Source organism: Plasticicumulans acidivorans (assembly GCF_003182095.1).
GTDB classification, from domain to species: domain Bacteria; phylum Pseudomonadota; class Gammaproteobacteria; order Competibacterales; family Competibacteraceae; genus Plasticicumulans; species Plasticicumulans acidivorans.
Genome location: NZ_QGTJ01000001.1, coordinates 604225 through 619877, shown reverse-complemented (window position 1 = coordinate 619877; position 15653 = coordinate 604225). Strand labels below are relative to the sequence as shown.

Here is a 15653-nt window from a genome sequence, read left to right as displayed (position 1 = left end):
GGCCGCCCGGCGATGATGATCAGGTCGCCCGCCTGCAGGCCGGCCGTCATCTCATCGAAGTCGTTCCAGCCGGTCGGCACGCCGGTGATCGGGTCGTCGCGCTCGAACAGCGTGTCGATGCGGTCGATTGCCTTGGTCAGCAAGTCCTTGATCGGCTGAAAACCCTGATTCTGCCGATTGCCCTGCTCGGCGATCGCGAACACCTGGCGCTCGGCCTCGTCGAGCAGCTCCTTGCTGTCGCGACCTTCAGGGGCAAAGGCACGCGCCGCGATATCGGTGCCAACGCGGATCAGCTGACGCAGCACCGAGCGCTCGCGCACGATGTCGGCGTAGGCGCGGATGTTGGCGGCACTCGGTGTATCGCGCGCAAGCCGCGCCAGATACGGCAGGCCGCCGGCGTCGTCGAGCAGATCATGGCTCGCCAGCCATTCCGACAGCGTCACCACGTCAAGCGGCGAGCCCTTTTCCGCGAGCAGTTTGACGGCACGGAAAATCAGCCGATGGTCGGCGCGGTAGAAATCCTCTTCACCGACGCGGTCGGCGACGTGATCCCAGGCCGCGTTGTCGAGCAGCAGGCCGCCCAGCACCGCCTGTTCGGCTTCGTTGGAGTGCGGGGGGATGCGCAGGGCATCCGTGTCAACCAGCACGCCGGCGATCCTCTAGTTTGATCGCCAGCTCGCGCGCGCGGTGTAACGCATCCTCGGCAGCGGATAGCCCGCCACTGAGTCCTGCGTCGATTTCGCGCAGCAGTTGAGACCTGATTTCTGAGACGGCCTGTCTGAGGCGAAAAAGCTCTGCGTCGTTGTTCACAGTGACACCTCGGCCCGCATGTCCTGCGTCGATGGCAGTACCGAGCGCAGCCAGGTCATGCCTTTCCTGGTGACAAAGGTGCGGCTGTAGTGCTTTGGCATGCCGCTCGGTAGGCAGTACTGCCATGTGCGGACATCCAGCAGGTCCATCTGCAACAGCTGCGGGTTCGGGTAGAGATTCCCGTCCGTGTAGCGCCGGACGCGCAGCCAGTTGGTGAACAGCGTCAGTGGCCGTTCGAGCTCAACTGCGGCTTCATGCAGCGTGAGGCAGTCTGGTGGCGGCTTTATTCCAACACGCCGTCGGCGCGGCTTTATGCTGTCCTGCATCATTGGATAGCCCTCGAAATCAGCTCGATAGCGATGGCGGCGCTGGCAATCCATCCGCTGACGATGAGTGACCGGTAGACGGCGACGCAAAACATCGGCTTCACGATGTCCGTCCGTTTTCTTTGGTGATCAGCGCTGCCTGCCGGACGGCTTCTGCGCCGCTCCAGCCGCGGCGACGCAGGTCAGCGGCGTAGCGGCTGATGGCGTAGCGATCAGGGCGAGGGACGCCCGCACGCTCCGCGTGCCAATAAACCGCGCGGGCGACAGCCAGCATCTGCGGCAGGGTGGGGACTGACTGCAGGTGTCCCCGCTGGTTACGGCGCAGGCGGGCGGCGGATTGCGCCTGCTGTAGGCGGCGTGCTGATGGCAGGCTCATGCTGCCGCTCCCAGCACACCGGCGAGCACGTCGTCGTACAGCTCTTCGCGCCAGATTGGGACTCGCGCGCGGATGGCCTGCAGGCGTAGCTGAGCGACGCGGCGCTCAACGACGTCATTCGCACGGTAGACGGTGTCGAGTGACAGGATCAGTCCTGGCAGTGCCTCGACGCCGCTGCCGCCACGCGAGACCTGGTGAACAGTCGGCCCGCCGTGCAGGAGGGGGACGATCAACACGACAGCGGCGCGAGCTGTAATGGCGCGCACGCTCAGCACGTGCGTCGCGGGGAGGCCAAGCATCAGCCGCTGGCCGATCCGGCGGGTGAGCACGAGGCCACTCATCACTGCGGCACCCGGGTGGAGGTCTGCGGAAAAGCTCCGCAAAACCCTGTGCAGCGGGCGTGGTATTCATGTAGTGGCTCAATCCACCCCGCCCCGCTGCCGCTGATGCAGTCAGCAGGGACAAACTCCAGGCCTCGCGTGGAGGCTCCAAAGAGGCCTCCTTTCGCCTCGACTTCCTCCTGTGCATTGAGGACCACGGCGTCGATAAACCTGCGCCCAGGCTGACCCTCTTCATCCCACTGCCAGGCGCTGCATTCGGCGGTAAGGCAGTGTTTACCCATGAATGGGCATAACTTTTTTCGTGCTTCAAGAGTGGTGTAGTGGGGCATTTCATCTCTCCTATCCAGCTGGCTCGCCGGATATTTGGCAGGTCAGATGGACGGGTCGAAAACGCCTGCGCGCTTCAGCCGGTCGATCTCGGCGGCAATCAGTGCTCCGGCCTTGACCAGCTCGCTGATTCGGCCTTCGAGGTTTCCTGCTCCAGGCTTCCACCATTCCGTGGACCAGGACTCAGGCCAGTACTGTGGTTTCCACCCCCAACACATTCCGCAGACAGACATCTGTCTCTTTTTGGGCGGGATCACGTAACAGATGGCTGCCCAAGCCAGCTCATCTCTGGTGTGCACGTCGTCGTGCTCGGCAGAGAATCTTTCGCTCTCTATTTGCCGACGGCGCTCGGAGCCGATTAGATCGGCGCCGGTGATGTGTTGGTCTTGCATGGCGTTCCCCATCAGGCCGCCCGGCGGGCGGGATGGGGAAATAGTGAACTAATGGTTCAAATTGTCAAGAACTAATAGTTCAATTTATCGGTGTAATTTTGGAACCACGCCAGCCAGCTACGCTCTAGCTCAGGCGCCCACAGAGGCGCGGTGGTTGTAGCGTATGCGTGTAGCGACTGGCCCAATGCGCGCTCACAGTACTGTTGAGCGCGCTACGATCGACGTATCGGTGTCGGCTATCACAAGGAGTGCAGGGCGATGAAGCGCGACATCTTCGGCGAACTGATGGAAGGCATCGAGGCGATGCGCGAGCAGCGCGAGGGCAAGGTGACGCTGCGCGCGCACCGGCTGGAGCACCGGCCGCTGCCGGCGGTGGATGCCGCGCTGATCCGCGCTACGCGCGAGCACCCGGATACGCTGGAGCGGCTGGCAGAGCTGTGATGGTCGCGCGCCTGGCGCGGGCCTTCGGTGCCAGTCGTCAAGCATTCCTTGACGACTTCACGCGCGATCGCCTTCGCCGCGGCATGAAAAACCCCGCCGGGGCGGGGTTGGTTGGTCGGGGCCGGCGTTACTCAGGGTGACTACGCCGCCGCCTCGGCCCGGATGATCCTGTCGGCTGCCTGAGCGGCGTCGAGCACTTCCACCACGCGCAGCTCGTGGTGATTGCCCGCTTCTTTAAGTTCGAGCAGCGCGCCCCTGAGGTTTTTCATCTGCCGAGCCGTGTAGCTTGGGTCGTCCTCGCGCGGGCGGAAGATCAGTAGTTCGAACTGGCGCTGGCACGGTTCGAGATCACGCACGATGACGAGGTTCAGTGCCTTAACCTTCGCGGTTTTCACGAACTCGCCGAGGCGCGGACCGGGAATGAGTTTGCCAAGGTTGGCGGCGAGCCGGGTACTCAGGTAGCCGACTGGTGTCGGGCGGGCGGCGGTGGCGGTTTTGATCTGTTTGTTGAAATTTCCGGACAGGCTTGGGACACGCGCCTGCACGGCGGCATGTACCTGCTTCGGCCACGGGTCTTCCGTGTCGTCGTCTTCGGCGGTTTCCTCGATGCCTTGCTCCAGTGTCGAGAAGCAGGCGGAAAAGCTCATACCAGTGCGCAGCACATCGATGGCGTCGTCGCCGCGCGCCGGTTTGAGCGGCCCGATGCAGACGCCGGCGAAGGGCGCCGGCCAGCGATCGAGATCGCCGCCATCGCTCAGGTGTTCGCGTAGCACGTTCAGGCACAGGTCGATGCTTCTAAGTAGCCCACGACCCTGTTCACCCCAGAGCGTAGAGACTTGGTCCTCGCGCAGCACTGGCGCAACCTGGCGCTGGCCGTCGGCGCCAAGCACCAGAATGCCAACCGTCAAGCGCTCTCCCGAGCCGATGATGGGTTCGAGGTATACGGGCGCCCACTGGGCGCGATAAGCGCCGGGCGATGGGAAAGCGCGGTGCGTTTTCATGTGCGGCCAGAAATCCAGTTCCGGAAGTCCGAGCTTGCCGGCGGCAAGCTTGGGCACATGAAAGATTCGGCGCCGCAAAAAGTCCAGCACCGCCAGCGTTTGTTTGGGCGTGGCGTAACGTTCTAGCTCTGCATACTCGGCCAGCTCGTCGAGTGGCACGCGGTGGTAACCGGCGGTGCAGTCGGCTGCGCTGCGTCGCCACTGAAAGCGCTGGTGTTCGCTCAGGTAGCGGGTCGCGAATGTGAGCATCTGATTGACCACAGTGGCGCTTGGCGTGAGGCGCTCAGGAGTCCAGTCATGGCCGGTCAGCGCGTGACTGTGGTCGATGGGTATGAACTCGCCGCCGCGGTAGAGCAGGTTGCGGAAGTGGCGGTCGGTGTTCGCCACCCATTCGTCGAAGAACGCGAGCGGGGCGAGTCCTTGCCACTGCATCAGCTCGCGCTCGATGGCGGCGCTGCCGTGGTGGATGGCAAAGGCGAAGCTCTGGAACTCGGCGTCCTCACTGCCGAAGCCGAGCCGCGCCGCTTCGCCGGGCTGCCAGTCGGCATCGGGCAAGGTGTCCGGGGTGGCTTCGACGAGAAAGCCGCGCGGCAGATCGAGGCCGACGGCGCGCCCGAGCAGCGTGCAGACGGCTTCGCTGATCAACTGGTGTGCGGGCAGGAGCTTCAGGAAGGCGTTGGCGCGGCCGGATTCGGTGGCGAGCGCCACTTTCCAGACTGGCGATGCCAGCGGCCGGTTGCAGTCGTCGAGCCATATGCGGGTGGAAACAGCCTTGATCGATGCCAGTTCGATTGCTTCCAGAGTCGTTGTCATGGAAGTAGCGCTACCGGCAGATCGATTCGCACGGCGTTCCATCATGATCGCCATCGAGGCGGATAACTCCACATTGCTCAAGGTAAAATCTAGCCTCAGCGCATGAGGTCATCTGCCCACAACGCGTTTTTCCAGAACACGTAAACGTCGATAGAGGAGCGTCCGGTTTAGTGATCGGAGCGGCTGGACTCGGAGGTTGCGCTGGCTGTCCATTTTCGCGTATTCCTCGCCGCCACTCCCATGGAGGGATCGGTTGCGCATCCCCCCATAACCCACGCTTTGCCTTGATCGATTCCTGCTCGATTGCGATCAGTGCGGTGTCACGCAGGTACTGCCGATAAAGCCACGCCAAGCCAGCATGCAGTTGTTCGACATTTGCGTCACGTCCATCGCAGATTACTCTTGCGACAGTTCGGCCATAGCGATCGGTATCCTGTACGTTAAGCGTTGCCTGTCGACCAAAGCACAGATTTGAAAGCCCCTGCTTCGAGCGATCCCCCCACGGTTGTTTAATTTCAGGGGCGTCAATTTCACCTAGCCTGACCTTAATCTGCCGCTGATCAGCGGTCAGGCAGGTAAGTGTGTCGCCGTCGTGTACGCCTACGACGCGGCATGAAACTGGTGGCTCTTCCGCGAGCGCCGTGGTGGAAATTGCGCTGATCAGAATTACTCGCCACAAGCTCATCATTGATCATCTCCAGATTTGCCGAGACTCCACCACAACACCGACAATCTCGCAGTCTTCTGTCACCCGAATTAGCGGGTACACGCAGTTCAGAGGTTTTAGGAAAAAGGTGCCGGCGTCTTTGACGAGCTGCTTGAATGTGGCTTCGTTATTGTTTGGTAGGCGAGCAACAACGAAACGATCAACCATTTCGTCCATTTGTTTTCTGGCTTCGGGGTCTACCACGAGCGTGGTGCCGGCTGGAAACAGTGGCGTCATCGAATCGCCCACGACGCGCACGGCGAATGCGGCTGCGCTGACGTCCTCGGCGTCGATGCACTCCAGATTGTCCGGCAATCGCTCACGCACTTCAGTCCACGCCCCGGCGGTGACGAACGAAACCACCGGTATGCGCCGAACGTGTGTGAACGGGCCAGGTCGGTATGGCTCGATGTTCGTTGGCTCGGGGGTCTGGTCGAGTTCAACGCCCAGCGCTCCTGAAATCAGTGCCAGCCGTGGTGGCGGTGGTAGATCATCGCCACGTTCCCACGCCTCCCACCGCGCCGCTGTGACGCCCACCACAGTGGCGGCGTGTTCGACGGTGTAGCCGCGGGCCAGGCGGGCGGAGCGGATGCGTGCGGGGAGAGAGGCGGTGAAGGCGGAAAGATCAGAGGCAGGCATATCTTCGCGGACATTGTGTCCGCCCATTTCGCCCAGCCCAGACAACAGCCAACGTGCGTCAACGCTCAGCAGTTTTGCTAGTCCTTCCAACCGCTTGGTGTCAGGCATCGACTCGGCGTTGAGCCATTTTCCGACCGCTTTTTGGGAAAGCCCTGTCCTGTCATGAAGCCAAGTGGCACGCCCGCGCATAGGTAACCCGAGCGCGTCGAGTGCCTGATGTAAGCGAGTCGAAAAGGCTTGTCGTGCATCAAGTTCATGAACCATTGGTTCATGGTGCCGCATTGTTTGCTGTACTATCAGTGCTTGACTGTTGTGAACTATCGGTTCAATACTGGTGTTCATGAACGACACCGCTGCACTCCTAGCTGCAATTGAGGCCGTCAAAGGGCAGTCCGGAATGGCCAGGACCCTTGGCGTCACAGTGCAAGCCGTCCGGAAGTGGCTTGTGACTGGCATCCCCGCTGAGCGCGTGCTGCCGATCTACCGGGCTACGCACGGCACCGTGACGCCACACCAGATGCGTCCTGATATCTATCCAGACCCCGACTGGCTGCCGCCGCTCGGTGAACCCGCCGCTGCGCCTCGTCCCAGCGAGGCCAAGAGCCATGCTGCCTGACACCCTGCGCCCGGCTGCTGCGACTTCAGGAACACCAGGACGTGTGCCGAAATCATCGGCGCAATCTCGATAGTCGTATCCAATAATACGAGGCTCGCCGTAGTGGACCCGCATCACGATATACAGCGCGCTGTGTATGACACGGTGCACCAATATCCTGCCGGCGTTGCCAGATTGGCCGAGCAGATGGGCCGTAGCGCTGCGGTCATGTACGCCAAGGCCAGCGGCGGCGGCCGCAATGAGATGACGGTCGCCGACCTTGATGCGCTGATTAGCATCACCGGCGATAGTCGCGTGCTTGAAGTGCTCGCGGCGCGGCATGGTCTGGCGCTGCGGCCCGCGGAGCTGCACGAGCCGGGGTGCCCACTCACCGCCGCTGCTGATCTGGCCGTGCAGGTCGGTCGGGTCGCCACCGAGATCGTCGATGCCCTCAAGGATGGCCGCATTACGCCGGCTGAGTCCGGTGCCATTCAGCTCATCCTCGATGAGCTCGTCGCGTCTGCTCATGCGGCGCGCAATGCGACACAGCCGACACAGCCGACACCGGCCCCGGCATTGCGCTCGGTGCGTGCGGGAGAAGCGCGATGATTTTGCTGTTTGCGACGGTGGACGAGCTGCTTGAGTACATCGAGCGGGATTCGGCGCGGCGCCTCGATGATTTGGCGCAGACGATCGCTGCCTGGCCGTTGCAGAAGAGACGCGATTTTCTGGAGCGGTGGGAGCAGCGGCACGGATCGGCAGACGCGCTGCGTGAGCGGCTGCAAGCGCTGTGGCGAGTGCGCAGTGGGGGCGAACCATGAGCGTGCGCATCTGTGATGCCGAGTTGGATGCGCTGCGCGGGCTGCCGTATGCGGCGCGTGTGCTGTACCTGATGGGGCTGCGCCCGTGTATGGACTACCGCACCGGTGTGGCGGGCCGCGCTCGGCGCATCACGTACCAGCAATTCCGCGAGGTGCTGGGTATCGATCCTGTTCCTGGCGTTGCGACAGCGCCGTCGGCGAGTGATGACCAAATAAAGCGGTTGTTGGCAGCGCTGGAGCGCGCTGGCCTGATCCAGCGCTGTTCTCGGTTACAGCAGGGTGATCGATCGCCACGGCTGCGCTTGATAGTGCGGTTTCTGCTCGCGGAAACAGATCTGACGCCGGCGGTGGAATCGTCTGTCCAGATTCAGGCCGCCACTAGGCCGCCACGCTGGAAAGCCTCTACTGATGATGGGTTTGTTAATAGTGAGATCAATCAGTTAGCGGCGCTGTGCGAGGATAGGCCGACGCGCCGCCTCGGCGTCAGGCCGCCACGGCCTCCGGTATCCGGTAATAAAACCACCACTACCGCGCCGCCACCCGATCCACAGCTGTGTGGTGGTGATGAAGATCAAAGACGATCAGCTTCCGCTCAGCGAGAGCTGCCGCTGATCGGTATGGCTCCGCCTGTTCCCATTGAGTTGCCCGAACTGCGCCCTGCACAGCGGACGGCGGCTGCGCGGCTCCTGCGCGAGTTTGATCCCGGGCTAGCGCAGCAGATTGCGGACGAGTGGGCGGCCGCAATAGTGCGTGGAGTCGTGCGGGACCGGCTGGCGTATCTGCACGGTCTGGTGCGGAGAGCTCAAGCGGGGACATTTGCGGCGGAGTCTGGTGCGGAGATTGCCGCTGAGCGTGATCGGCGGCGACGGATGGCGGCAGCCGTGGCTGCGGCTGAGCGGGCGAGTCCGGTGTTGGTGCCGATTGGCGAGCGATCCGATCGGTTGGTGAAGCGGTCGGTTGGTGAATCTGGCCGCTCTGCTCTGCTGGCGGCGGTGGGTCTGCGGAGGATGGTCGATGGCTGTCGCGGCTGATGTGATGTTGTCGAGTGGTTGGTCAGAGTCGACGGTGGACGAGCGCCTCATCAACTGGGCTCGTTGGCTGTGCAGTGAGCGTGGTGGCGCAGGCCGGTGTGCATCGGCTGAGCGGCTCTATCGCGCGCCGCGGTGGGAGTCATCGATTCAGTCAGTGCATGTTCCCGTCGACGCGCTCGATGCAGAGGCTGTTGAAGTAGCGATGCGACGTGTGCCGGAGTACGAGCGCGCGTTGCTGAGGCTGGTCTACGTGGAGGGCCAGCCTCCTCGCAGGGTCTGTCTGATGCTCAGCGTCAGCTGGGCTGGACCAGTGCGGTGGCATGCGCGTCTGCGCGGAGCACGGATAGCGCTGGGGTTGGTGTTGGCGGGCCGGTCGTTACTGCGGGGGTGAGTGGGGAGGGTTGTCAGGCTGTGGCTGCTGTGTCTATGATTAACGCATCAAGTTTCTCGCGCATGGCGCACCAACGCTCGCCGATGGCGAGCGTTGCCGTGCGTGAAGAAGACTCATAAGCCCCGCCGGGTTTCCGCGCGGGGCTTTTTGTTTGCGTGGCGAGAGCGATGAACGACGAGCGGCAGGCGATCACTGGAATTGACATTGTGTTGATCCTTGCGGCGCTGCTCTGCGGTGGGCTAGGCGGTGCGGGTATCGCGTCGGCGCGGGCTGCGTTTGGTCGGCCGGTAACGTGGGCATTGGTACTGGCCTATGCGGCTATCGGCGCTGCAGGTGCGGTGGCCAGTCTGGTGGTGGATTTGTTCGGGGTAGTAGCGCAAGTCGTTCCGGTGCGGGTGCTTGATGGGGCACCGCTGCTCGCGCGCATGCTGACGGCGGGCGTTGTGACCGCGCTCGCTGTAGCGCTGCTTCATGGTCACGGTGCGCGGCTGCTGCGTAAGGCGGGACTGGCGGTGCGCATCGAACGGACGAGCAGCGAGGACGGGCAGTAGTGGCCGTCAGGGCTCCGTCTCCCTGTAGGCATCCTGGGTGCCGACGCTTGGCGGTGGTGGGTAGCTACTGTACTGAGCACCGAGCAGAGGCGGATGCTCGTGTGCAGGCGGCCATGGACAATGGCGATATGGCAGCGGACAACGGATCGCTGATGGGTCCTCTTTGGTTGTCGGTACGGATTGACCGGGTGGATGACCAGCAGGATGGGGCTGATGGCCAGTAAATCTCCGTACAATTCTCGATGGCGGAAAGCCCGAGAGAGTTATCTTCGGCTGCATCCGTTGTGCGCTATGTGCCTGGAGCGTGGCCGATCAACAGTAGCCACGGTGGTTGACCACATAATTCCACATCGAGGAGACCGGGTAATTTTTTGGAACACGGATAACTGGCAGGCGCTCTGCAAGCCGTGTCATGACAGACATAAGCAGCGAATTGAAGCTGGCGGAATTGCATCTGGATGTAATGCTGAGGGTATTCCCATTGATCCTGGGCATCATTGGCACTCGGAGGGTAGGGGGGATAAAAAGGCTATAGCGCGGCGTGCGTCGAACGGTGCGGACTCGTTTTTTACAGCGCCGGGAAATTCAGGGGGGGGTATCGACAATGAGTAGAGCTGGTCGTAAGCCTCTTCCGGCAAATGTGCACATGCTGCAGGGAAACCGCAGCAAGTTGTCAGCATCTCAGTTGCGAGATGCTGTTTGTCCTCGGACAGAGATTCCATCTTGCCCGCAAGAGCTAACTGCAGATGCAAAGAAAGAATGGAAGCGAATTACCTCTGAGCTTTTCGAGCAGGGGCTCGTAACAAAGCTCGACCGATCAATGCTGGCTATTTATTGCCAAGCTTATGCTGATTGGTTGCTTGCCCGTCGAAAGTTGTCAGAGAACAACGAGCGGTACGTGGAAACCACCCCTTCTGGATATAGACAGCAAGGTGTCTGGTTGCAGGTAGCTAACCGGGCCGCTGAACAGCTTCGTCAATTCGGGGTGGAATTCGGGTTAAGCCCGTCCGCTCGCCGTAACGTTCGCTCTGCGCAGCTCGATCTGTTCGATGACGAAACCAACTCAGAAAAAAGCCCGGCCCGCTTCTTCGGTTGATGAAGCCACGGCTTATGCACATGCTGTTGAGGATGGACGCGTCACTGCAGGACCGCATGTGCGAGCAGCCTGCGCTCGACACCTGCTGGATCTGGAACAAGGGGCAGGCAGAGGTCTACGCTGGGATACCGATGCAGTAGCCCGTGTGCTGGCCTACTTTCGCGAGGTGCTCTGTCTCAACGGCGGGCAGTTCGAGGGCCAGCCGTTCTACCCGGACGGCTGGCAGTGCTTCGTGCTCGGCTCGTTGTTCGGCTGGAAGGGTCCGGACGGATTCCGTCGTTTCCGCGTCGCCTACATCGAGACCGGGAAGGGCAGCGGAAAGTCCCCGTTGGTCGCCGGTATCGGCCACTACGGCCTGACAGCCGACAACGAACCGCGCGCCGAGATCTACGCCGCGGCCACGAAAAAAGATCAGGCCATGGTCCTGTTCCGCGACGCGGTCGCCATGTGGCAGCTGTCGCCCGAGCTGACTGCTAGGCTGACCGCCTCCGGTACCGGCGAGAAAATCTGGAACCTCGCTTATCTGGAGCAGGGTGCCTTCTTTCGCCCGATCAGTGCCGACGATGGCCAGTCGGGTCCGCGGCCGCATATCGGCCTCATCGACGAGGTCCACGAACACAAGAGCAACATCGTCGTCGAGATGCTGCGTGCTGGCACGAAGAGCCGCCGGCAGGCGATGATCGTCATGATCACCAACAGCGGCACCTCGCGGCACTCGGTGTGCTGGGAGTATCACCAATACGCCGTCAATGTGGCGTCTGGCATGATTGAGGACGATGCATTCTTCGGCTACGTCTGCGCCCTCGACGATCACGAAGATCCGCTGACGGACGAATCCTGCTGGCCGAAGGTCAACCCGTCGCTCGATGTCGGCATCCCAGGCATCAAATACTTGCGCGAACAGGTTACGCAGGCGCGCGGCATGCCGAGCAAGGAAGCCGTCGTCCGCCGGCTGAATTTCTGCCAGTGGGTCGAGAGCAACAACCCGTGGATCGGCGCTGACACATGGCTTGGCGCATCGCGGCAGTACGAATGGCGCGCCTTCCGTGGTCGCCGTGTCGTCGGCGGGCTCGACCTGTCCTCGACGCGCGACCTCACGGCGCTGGTGCTGTGGATCGAGCCGGCAGAAGTTGGAGAACCGTGGCGACTCGTGCCGTTCTTTTGGATGCCGGAAGAAGGGCTGTCCGCGAAGGCGGATGCAGATCGCGTTCCCTACACCGTCTGGCGCGATCAGGGCTGGATCGAAACCACGCCCGGCGCTGCTGTCAGTCGCACCGCGGTATGCCGGCGCATTGCCGAAATCGTGTCGATGGCCTCGACGGTGCGGCTCGCCTACGACCGCTGGCGTATTGCAGACCTGCGTGAAGCGGCGGCCGAGGCCGGCATCTGCCTGCCCGAGTTGATCGAATTCGGCCAGGGATTCCAGTCGATGAGCCCGGCTGTTGAAGAATTTGAGCGGCGCCTGCTCGGCGGCGAAGTCGTGCACAACGGAAACCCGTGCATGACGTGGTGCGCCGCAAACACCGTGCTATCCGAAGACGATGCCGGCAACCGGAAGCCGAGCAAGGCCAAGAGCACCGGCCGCATTGACGGAATCGTCGCTGCTGTCATGGGCGCCGGACAGCTGATGTCGCCGAAGCCGACGAAATCCGTCTACGAAACCCGAGGCCTGCGCACGCTATGACCGATGCCGTTCTCGTCATCGCCGCCGTCGCTGGCGTCGGCTGCTGCGCCTGGGGCGCGCACCTCGTCTACGAGCCGGCCGGCTGGATCACCGCCGGCGTGCTGCTGCTCGTCGGCGCCGTACTGGGCGCGAGGCGCGCATCGTGAGTCTGATCCGCGCCATGCTCGGTGCTGGCGAGACCCGCAGCGGTGTCGATGCCGCGAAGCCGGTGCGCGATCCGGCGCTTTCCGGCTGGTTCGGCGGTCGCGCGACCGCATCCGGGCAGTGCGTCACGCCCGACAGCGCGCTGACGTTCGCCGCCGTCTATGCCTGCGTGCGTCTGCTCGCCGGCGTGCTCGCCGCGCTGCCGCTCGACCTGTACCGGCGCATGCCGCACGACTCGCGCGAGATCGCCACCGACCACCACACCCGCCGCCGACTGCAGCGGCCGAACAGTTGGCAGAGCGAGTTCGAATGGCGTCGGCAGATGGCGATGTCCGTGCTGATGCGCGGCAACGGCTACAGCGCCAAGCGCTACGACGGCCGCGGCCGGCTCGCCTCACTCGTGCCCATGCACCCCGACCGCGTGCAACCGCTCTGGCTCGATGCCGCCGGACGGCCGACCTGGGCCGATGAAGGCGACCGGGTCGGCTACTGGTACCAGCCGGCCACCGGCCCCGGCGGCATCCTGTTCGCCGACGAGGTGCACCACTGGCGCGGCCTCAGCACATCCGGCCTGACCGGCCTGTCCCCGCTGCGCGTGCACCGCGAGACCGTCGGCCTCGGCCTGGCTGCGCAGGATCACGGCGCGCGGCTGTTCGGAAACGGCGCGCACCTGAACATCGTCGTCACGCATCCGCAGGTGCTGAGCGATCCGGCGTTCGATCGGCTCAAGGCCAGCTTCAACGAGCGCGTCGGCGCTGGCGCCTACAAGCCGCTGCTGCTCGACGAAGGCATGGCGATCGAGCGGCTGTCGATGACGGCCGAGGAAGCGCAGTTCCTGCAGACCCGCGGCACACAGGTTGAAGAGGTGTGCCGCATCTACGGCGTGCCGCCGCACCTGATCGCCGCCACCGACAAGGTTTCGAGCTGGGGCGCCGGCATCGAACAGATGTCGATCGGCTTCGTGCAATACACCCTGCTCGAATGGTTGACCAACATCGAACAGGCCATGAGCCGCGACCTGCTCACCGAGGCCGAATCCGCCAGCCTGTACTGGAAACACACCGTCGCCGGCCTGCTGCGTGGCGACGCCACGTCCCGAGCCGAGTACCTCAAGACCATGGTCGGCTTCGGCGTCATGACCCGCAACGAAGCCCGCGCGCTTGAAGAACTGAACTGGGCGGGCGCCGACCTCGACAAGTACCTCGTGCCCCAGAACATGACCACGACCGATCTGCTCGGCCAGCCCGCCGGAGGCGCCCCCGATGTCCAGCCCGTATGACTTGCGCACCATCCGTGGCGTCGAACTGCGCCTGACGGCGACCGATGGCGCTATCGGCATCGTCAGCGGCCACGCGGCGGTCTTCGACCAGCTTTCCGAGGATCTGGGCGGCTTCCGCGAACGCATCGCCCCCGGCGCGTTCACCAAGAGCCTGTCGAGCGCCGACATCCGCGCCTTCTGGAACCACAACAGCGATTACGTGCTCGGCCGCAGCGGCGCCGGCACGCTGCGCCTGAGCGAAGACAGCCGCGGCCTCGCCTTCGAATTCGACCCGCCGGCCAACTCCTGGGGCCGCGACGCAGCCGAATCGATTCGCCGTGGCGACGTGGACCAGATGTCGTTCGGCTTCAGGACCATCGACGATAAGTGGACCAAGGCGGCCGACGGCAGCTACGTCCGCACGCTGCTCGAAGTCGAGCTGCTCGAAGTCTCGCCGGTCGTGTTTCCGGCCTATCCGCAGACCGGCGCCGCGCTCAGTCAGCGCAGCCTCGACGCCCTGCGTGCCGCCGCCACCCCGGATCCGACCGGCCGGCCGCCGGCCGCCATCGCCCTGCGCCGGCGACGGCTTGAGATCGAATCATGGCGCTGACAGCCGCCGCCCGCCGACCACCACAAGCCCGCCGCGTGCGGGCTTTTCCATGTCCGAGGTAAACGAATGAACGCAAAGCTGCGTGAACTGATGGACAAGCGCGGGAAGGCCATCGACGGCGCGCGCGCGCTGCTCGACCGCGCCGAAGGCGAAAAGCGCGGGCTCAGCGAGGACGAGGAACGCCAGTACGACGCCCTGCACGCCGAACAGGACGGTCTGCGCAAGGCCATCGAGCGCGAGCAGCGCCAGATCGAAGCCGAGCGCGAACTGAGCGAAGGCGAGTACCGCCGCCGCGCCGGCAATGACCAGCCCGGCGACGGGCCGCGCGGCAGCGAGGAATACCGCACCGCGTTCCGGGTCTACCTGCGTGCAGGCGAATCCCGCGCGCTGCAGGCCGATGCTGGCAGCACCGGCGGCTTCCTGCTGCCGCCCGAGCAGTTCGTCAACGAGCTGATCAAGCCGGAAGACGACCAGATGTTCATCCGCGCCCGCGCCCGCGTCTTCACCGACGTGCCGCTGCCCGGCATGGGCGCGCCCAGCCTCGACAACGATCCGGACGATGCCGACTGGACCAGCGAGGTGCGCACCGGCAGCGAAGACAGCAGCATGGCCTTCGGTCGTCGCAAGCTGATCCCGCAGCCGCTCGCCAAGCGCATCAAGGTTTCCGAAGATCTGCTGATGGCCACCGACGCCGAACGCATCGTCAACGATCGCCTGCGCTACAAGTTCGACCTCGCGCAGGAGAAGGCCTTCCTGTTCGGCAACGGCGTCAAGCAGCCGCTCGGCCTGTTCGTCGCGTCGAACGACGGCATTCCGAGCGCGCGCGACTACAGCACCGGCAACACCGCGACCGCCATCACCGTCGACGGCCTGCTGACCGCCAAGTACGCGCTCAAGGCCCCGTACCGCCGCAAAGCCGGCTGGCTGTTCCACCGCGACGGCATCTCCGCCGTCTCGAAGCTCAAGGACACCGCCGGCCAGTACCTGTGGCAGCCCTCGAAGCGTGAAGGCGAGCCTGACATGCTGCTCGGCCATCGCATTGACGAATCCGAGTGGGTGCCGAACACCTTCACCACCGGCCTGTACGTCGGCCTGTTCGGCGACATCTCGTACTACTGGATCGCCGAGGCCGGCGCCAGCGTCGGCCTCAAGCGCTTGAACGAGCTGTACGCCGAAAACAACCAGGTCGGCTTCATCGGGCGGCGCTACATCGACGGCGCGCCGGTGCTCGCCGAGGCCTTCGCCCGCGTCAAGCTCGCCTGAGCCGCGCCCCGCATCCGCAGCCGGGCGGCCGGGCCGC

22 protein-coding genes are annotated in these 15653 nt (G+C 63.8%); 13 read left to right on the top strand and 9 right to left on the bottom strand.

Translation table 11 applies throughout. From position 1 onward, the window contains the following. The 6 genes from C7443_RS02570 to C7443_RS02550 form a co-directional block, all read right to left on the bottom strand. Window positions 1-647: DnaB-like helicase N-terminal domain-containing protein (locus C7443_RS02570; RefSeq protein ID WP_281279372.1), on the bottom strand; the 647-nt coding region annotated here is incomplete at its 3' end. Window positions 648-806: 159 nt separating this feature from the next. Beyond that, on the bottom strand, window positions 807-1139 hold the full coding sequence (locus tag C7443_RS02565; RefSeq protein ID WP_110016998.1) for a hypothetical protein: 333 nt from the start codon (window positions 1137-1139) through the stop codon (window positions 807-809). Between the two features lie 97 nt (window positions 1140-1236). Next, a complete protein-coding gene (locus C7443_RS19775) occupies window positions 1237-1512 on the bottom strand; it encodes a hypothetical protein (RefSeq protein ID WP_146213216.1) in 276 nt (91 codons plus the stop codon). After that, a complete protein-coding gene (locus C7443_RS02560; protein ID WP_110016997.1) occupies window positions 1509-1853 on the bottom strand; it encodes a hypothetical protein in 345 nt (114 codons plus the stop codon). The genes C7443_RS19775 and C7443_RS02560 overlap by 4 nt, the downstream gene beginning before the upstream one ends. After that, complete coding sequence (locus C7443_RS02555) at window positions 1853-2182, bottom strand: hypothetical protein (RefSeq protein ID WP_110016996.1); 330 nt, start codon at window positions 2180-2182, stop codon at window positions 1853-1855. Before C7443_RS02555 ends, C7443_RS02560 begins: the two co-directional genes overlap by 1 nt. Before the next feature lie 42 nt (window positions 2183-2224). Next, window positions 2225-2572 carry a hypothetical protein gene (locus C7443_RS02550; protein ID WP_110016995.1) on the bottom strand — a complete coding sequence of 116 codons (348 nt, stop codon included), beginning with the start codon at window positions 2570-2572 and terminating at the stop codon, window positions 2225-2227. Between the two features lie 258 nt (window positions 2573-2830). Between C7443_RS02550 and C7443_RS02545 the strand changes: the two genes are divergently transcribed. After that, window positions 2831-3013: a hypothetical protein gene (locus C7443_RS02545; RefSeq protein ID WP_110016994.1), complete on the top strand. Its 183-nt coding sequence runs from the start codon at window positions 2831-2833 to the stop codon at window positions 3011-3013. A gap of 140 nt (window positions 3014-3153) precedes the next feature. On the opposite strand, the gene C7443_RS02540 is transcribed toward C7443_RS02545, so the two are convergent. From C7443_RS02540 to C7443_RS19770, 3 genes are read right to left on the bottom strand one after another with little or no spacing between them, the layout of a single operon-like run. Next, entirely contained in the window at window positions 3154-4881 is a 1728-nt protein-coding gene (locus tag C7443_RS02540) for a HipA family kinase (RefSeq protein ID WP_146213215.1), read from the bottom strand. Further along, window positions 4838-5512 carry a thermonuclease family protein gene (locus tag C7443_RS02535; protein WP_110017028.1) on the bottom strand — a complete coding sequence of 225 codons (675 nt, stop codon included), beginning with the start codon at window positions 5510-5512 and terminating at the stop codon, window positions 4838-4840. Before C7443_RS02535 ends, C7443_RS02540 begins: the two co-directional genes overlap by 44 nt. A gap of 6 nt (window positions 5513-5518) precedes the next feature. Then, window positions 5519-6514 (bottom strand): S24 family peptidase, encoded by a 996-nt coding sequence (locus C7443_RS19770; RefSeq protein WP_170123459.1) that lies wholly within the window; start codon window positions 6512-6514, stop codon window positions 5519-5521. Here C7443_RS19770 and C7443_RS02520 point away from each other — a divergent pair. From C7443_RS02520 to C7443_RS02465, 12 genes are all read left to right on the top strand, one after another. Continuing rightward, window positions 6513-6788, top strand: a complete 276-nt coding sequence (locus tag C7443_RS02520; protein WP_110016992.1) for a transcriptional regulator — start codon at window positions 6513-6515, stop codon at window positions 6786-6788. The genes C7443_RS19770 and C7443_RS02520 overlap by 2 nt on opposite strands. Before the next feature lie 102 nt (window positions 6789-6890). Next, the gene (locus C7443_RS02515; RefSeq protein WP_146213213.1) at window positions 6891-7376 is read left to right on the top strand and encodes a phage regulatory CII family protein; all 486 of its coding nucleotides are present in this window, start codon (window positions 6891-6893) and stop codon (window positions 7374-7376) included. Continuing rightward, complete coding sequence (locus C7443_RS02510) at window positions 7373-7588, top strand: hypothetical protein (RefSeq protein WP_110016990.1); 216 nt, start codon at window positions 7373-7375, stop codon at window positions 7586-7588. Before C7443_RS02515 ends, C7443_RS02510 begins: the two co-directional genes overlap by 4 nt. After that, entirely contained in the window at window positions 7585-8619 is a 1035-nt protein-coding gene (locus tag C7443_RS02505) for a hypothetical protein (RefSeq protein ID WP_110016989.1), read from the top strand. Before C7443_RS02510 ends, C7443_RS02505 begins: the two co-directional genes overlap by 4 nt. A gap of 558 nt (window positions 8620-9177) precedes the next feature. After that, entirely contained in the window at window positions 9178-9561 is a 384-nt protein-coding gene (locus C7443_RS02495; RefSeq protein ID WP_110016987.1) for a hypothetical protein, read from the top strand. 192 nt (window positions 9562-9753) lie between these two features. Continuing rightward, a complete protein-coding gene (locus tag C7443_RS02490; RefSeq protein WP_342774191.1) occupies window positions 9754-10173 on the top strand; it encodes an HNH endonuclease in 420 nt (139 codons plus the stop codon). A 34-nt stretch (window positions 10174-10207) separates the two neighbouring features. Further along, window positions 10208-10657, top strand: a complete 450-nt coding sequence (locus C7443_RS02485) for a phage terminase small subunit P27 family (RefSeq protein WP_170123458.1) — start codon at window positions 10208-10210, stop codon at window positions 10655-10657. Next, window positions 10611-12341, top strand: coding sequence for a terminase large subunit (locus tag C7443_RS02480; RefSeq protein ID WP_110016985.1), 1731 nt, complete (start codon window positions 10611-10613; stop codon window positions 12339-12341). The genes C7443_RS02485 and C7443_RS02480 overlap by 47 nt, the downstream gene beginning before the upstream one ends. Then, window positions 12338-12487, top strand: a complete 150-nt coding sequence (locus C7443_RS20035; protein WP_170123457.1) for a hypothetical protein — start codon at window positions 12338-12340, stop codon at window positions 12485-12487. Before C7443_RS02480 ends, C7443_RS20035 begins: the two co-directional genes overlap by 4 nt. Beyond that, complete coding sequence (locus C7443_RS02475; RefSeq protein ID WP_110016984.1) at window positions 12484-13764, top strand: phage portal protein; 1281 nt, start codon at window positions 12484-12486, stop codon at window positions 13762-13764. Before C7443_RS20035 ends, C7443_RS02475 begins: the two co-directional genes overlap by 4 nt. After that, on the top strand, window positions 13748-14353 hold the full coding sequence (locus tag C7443_RS02470) for an HK97 family phage prohead protease (protein ID WP_110016983.1): 606 nt from the start codon (window positions 13748-13750) through the stop codon (window positions 14351-14353). The genes C7443_RS02475 and C7443_RS02470 overlap by 17 nt, the downstream gene beginning before the upstream one ends. A 66-nt stretch (window positions 14354-14419) precedes the next feature. Then, window positions 14420-15616: a phage major capsid protein gene (locus C7443_RS02465; protein WP_110016982.1), complete on the top strand. Its 1197-nt coding sequence runs from the start codon at window positions 14420-14422 to the stop codon at window positions 15614-15616. Window positions 15617-15653 lie beyond the last annotated feature (37 nt).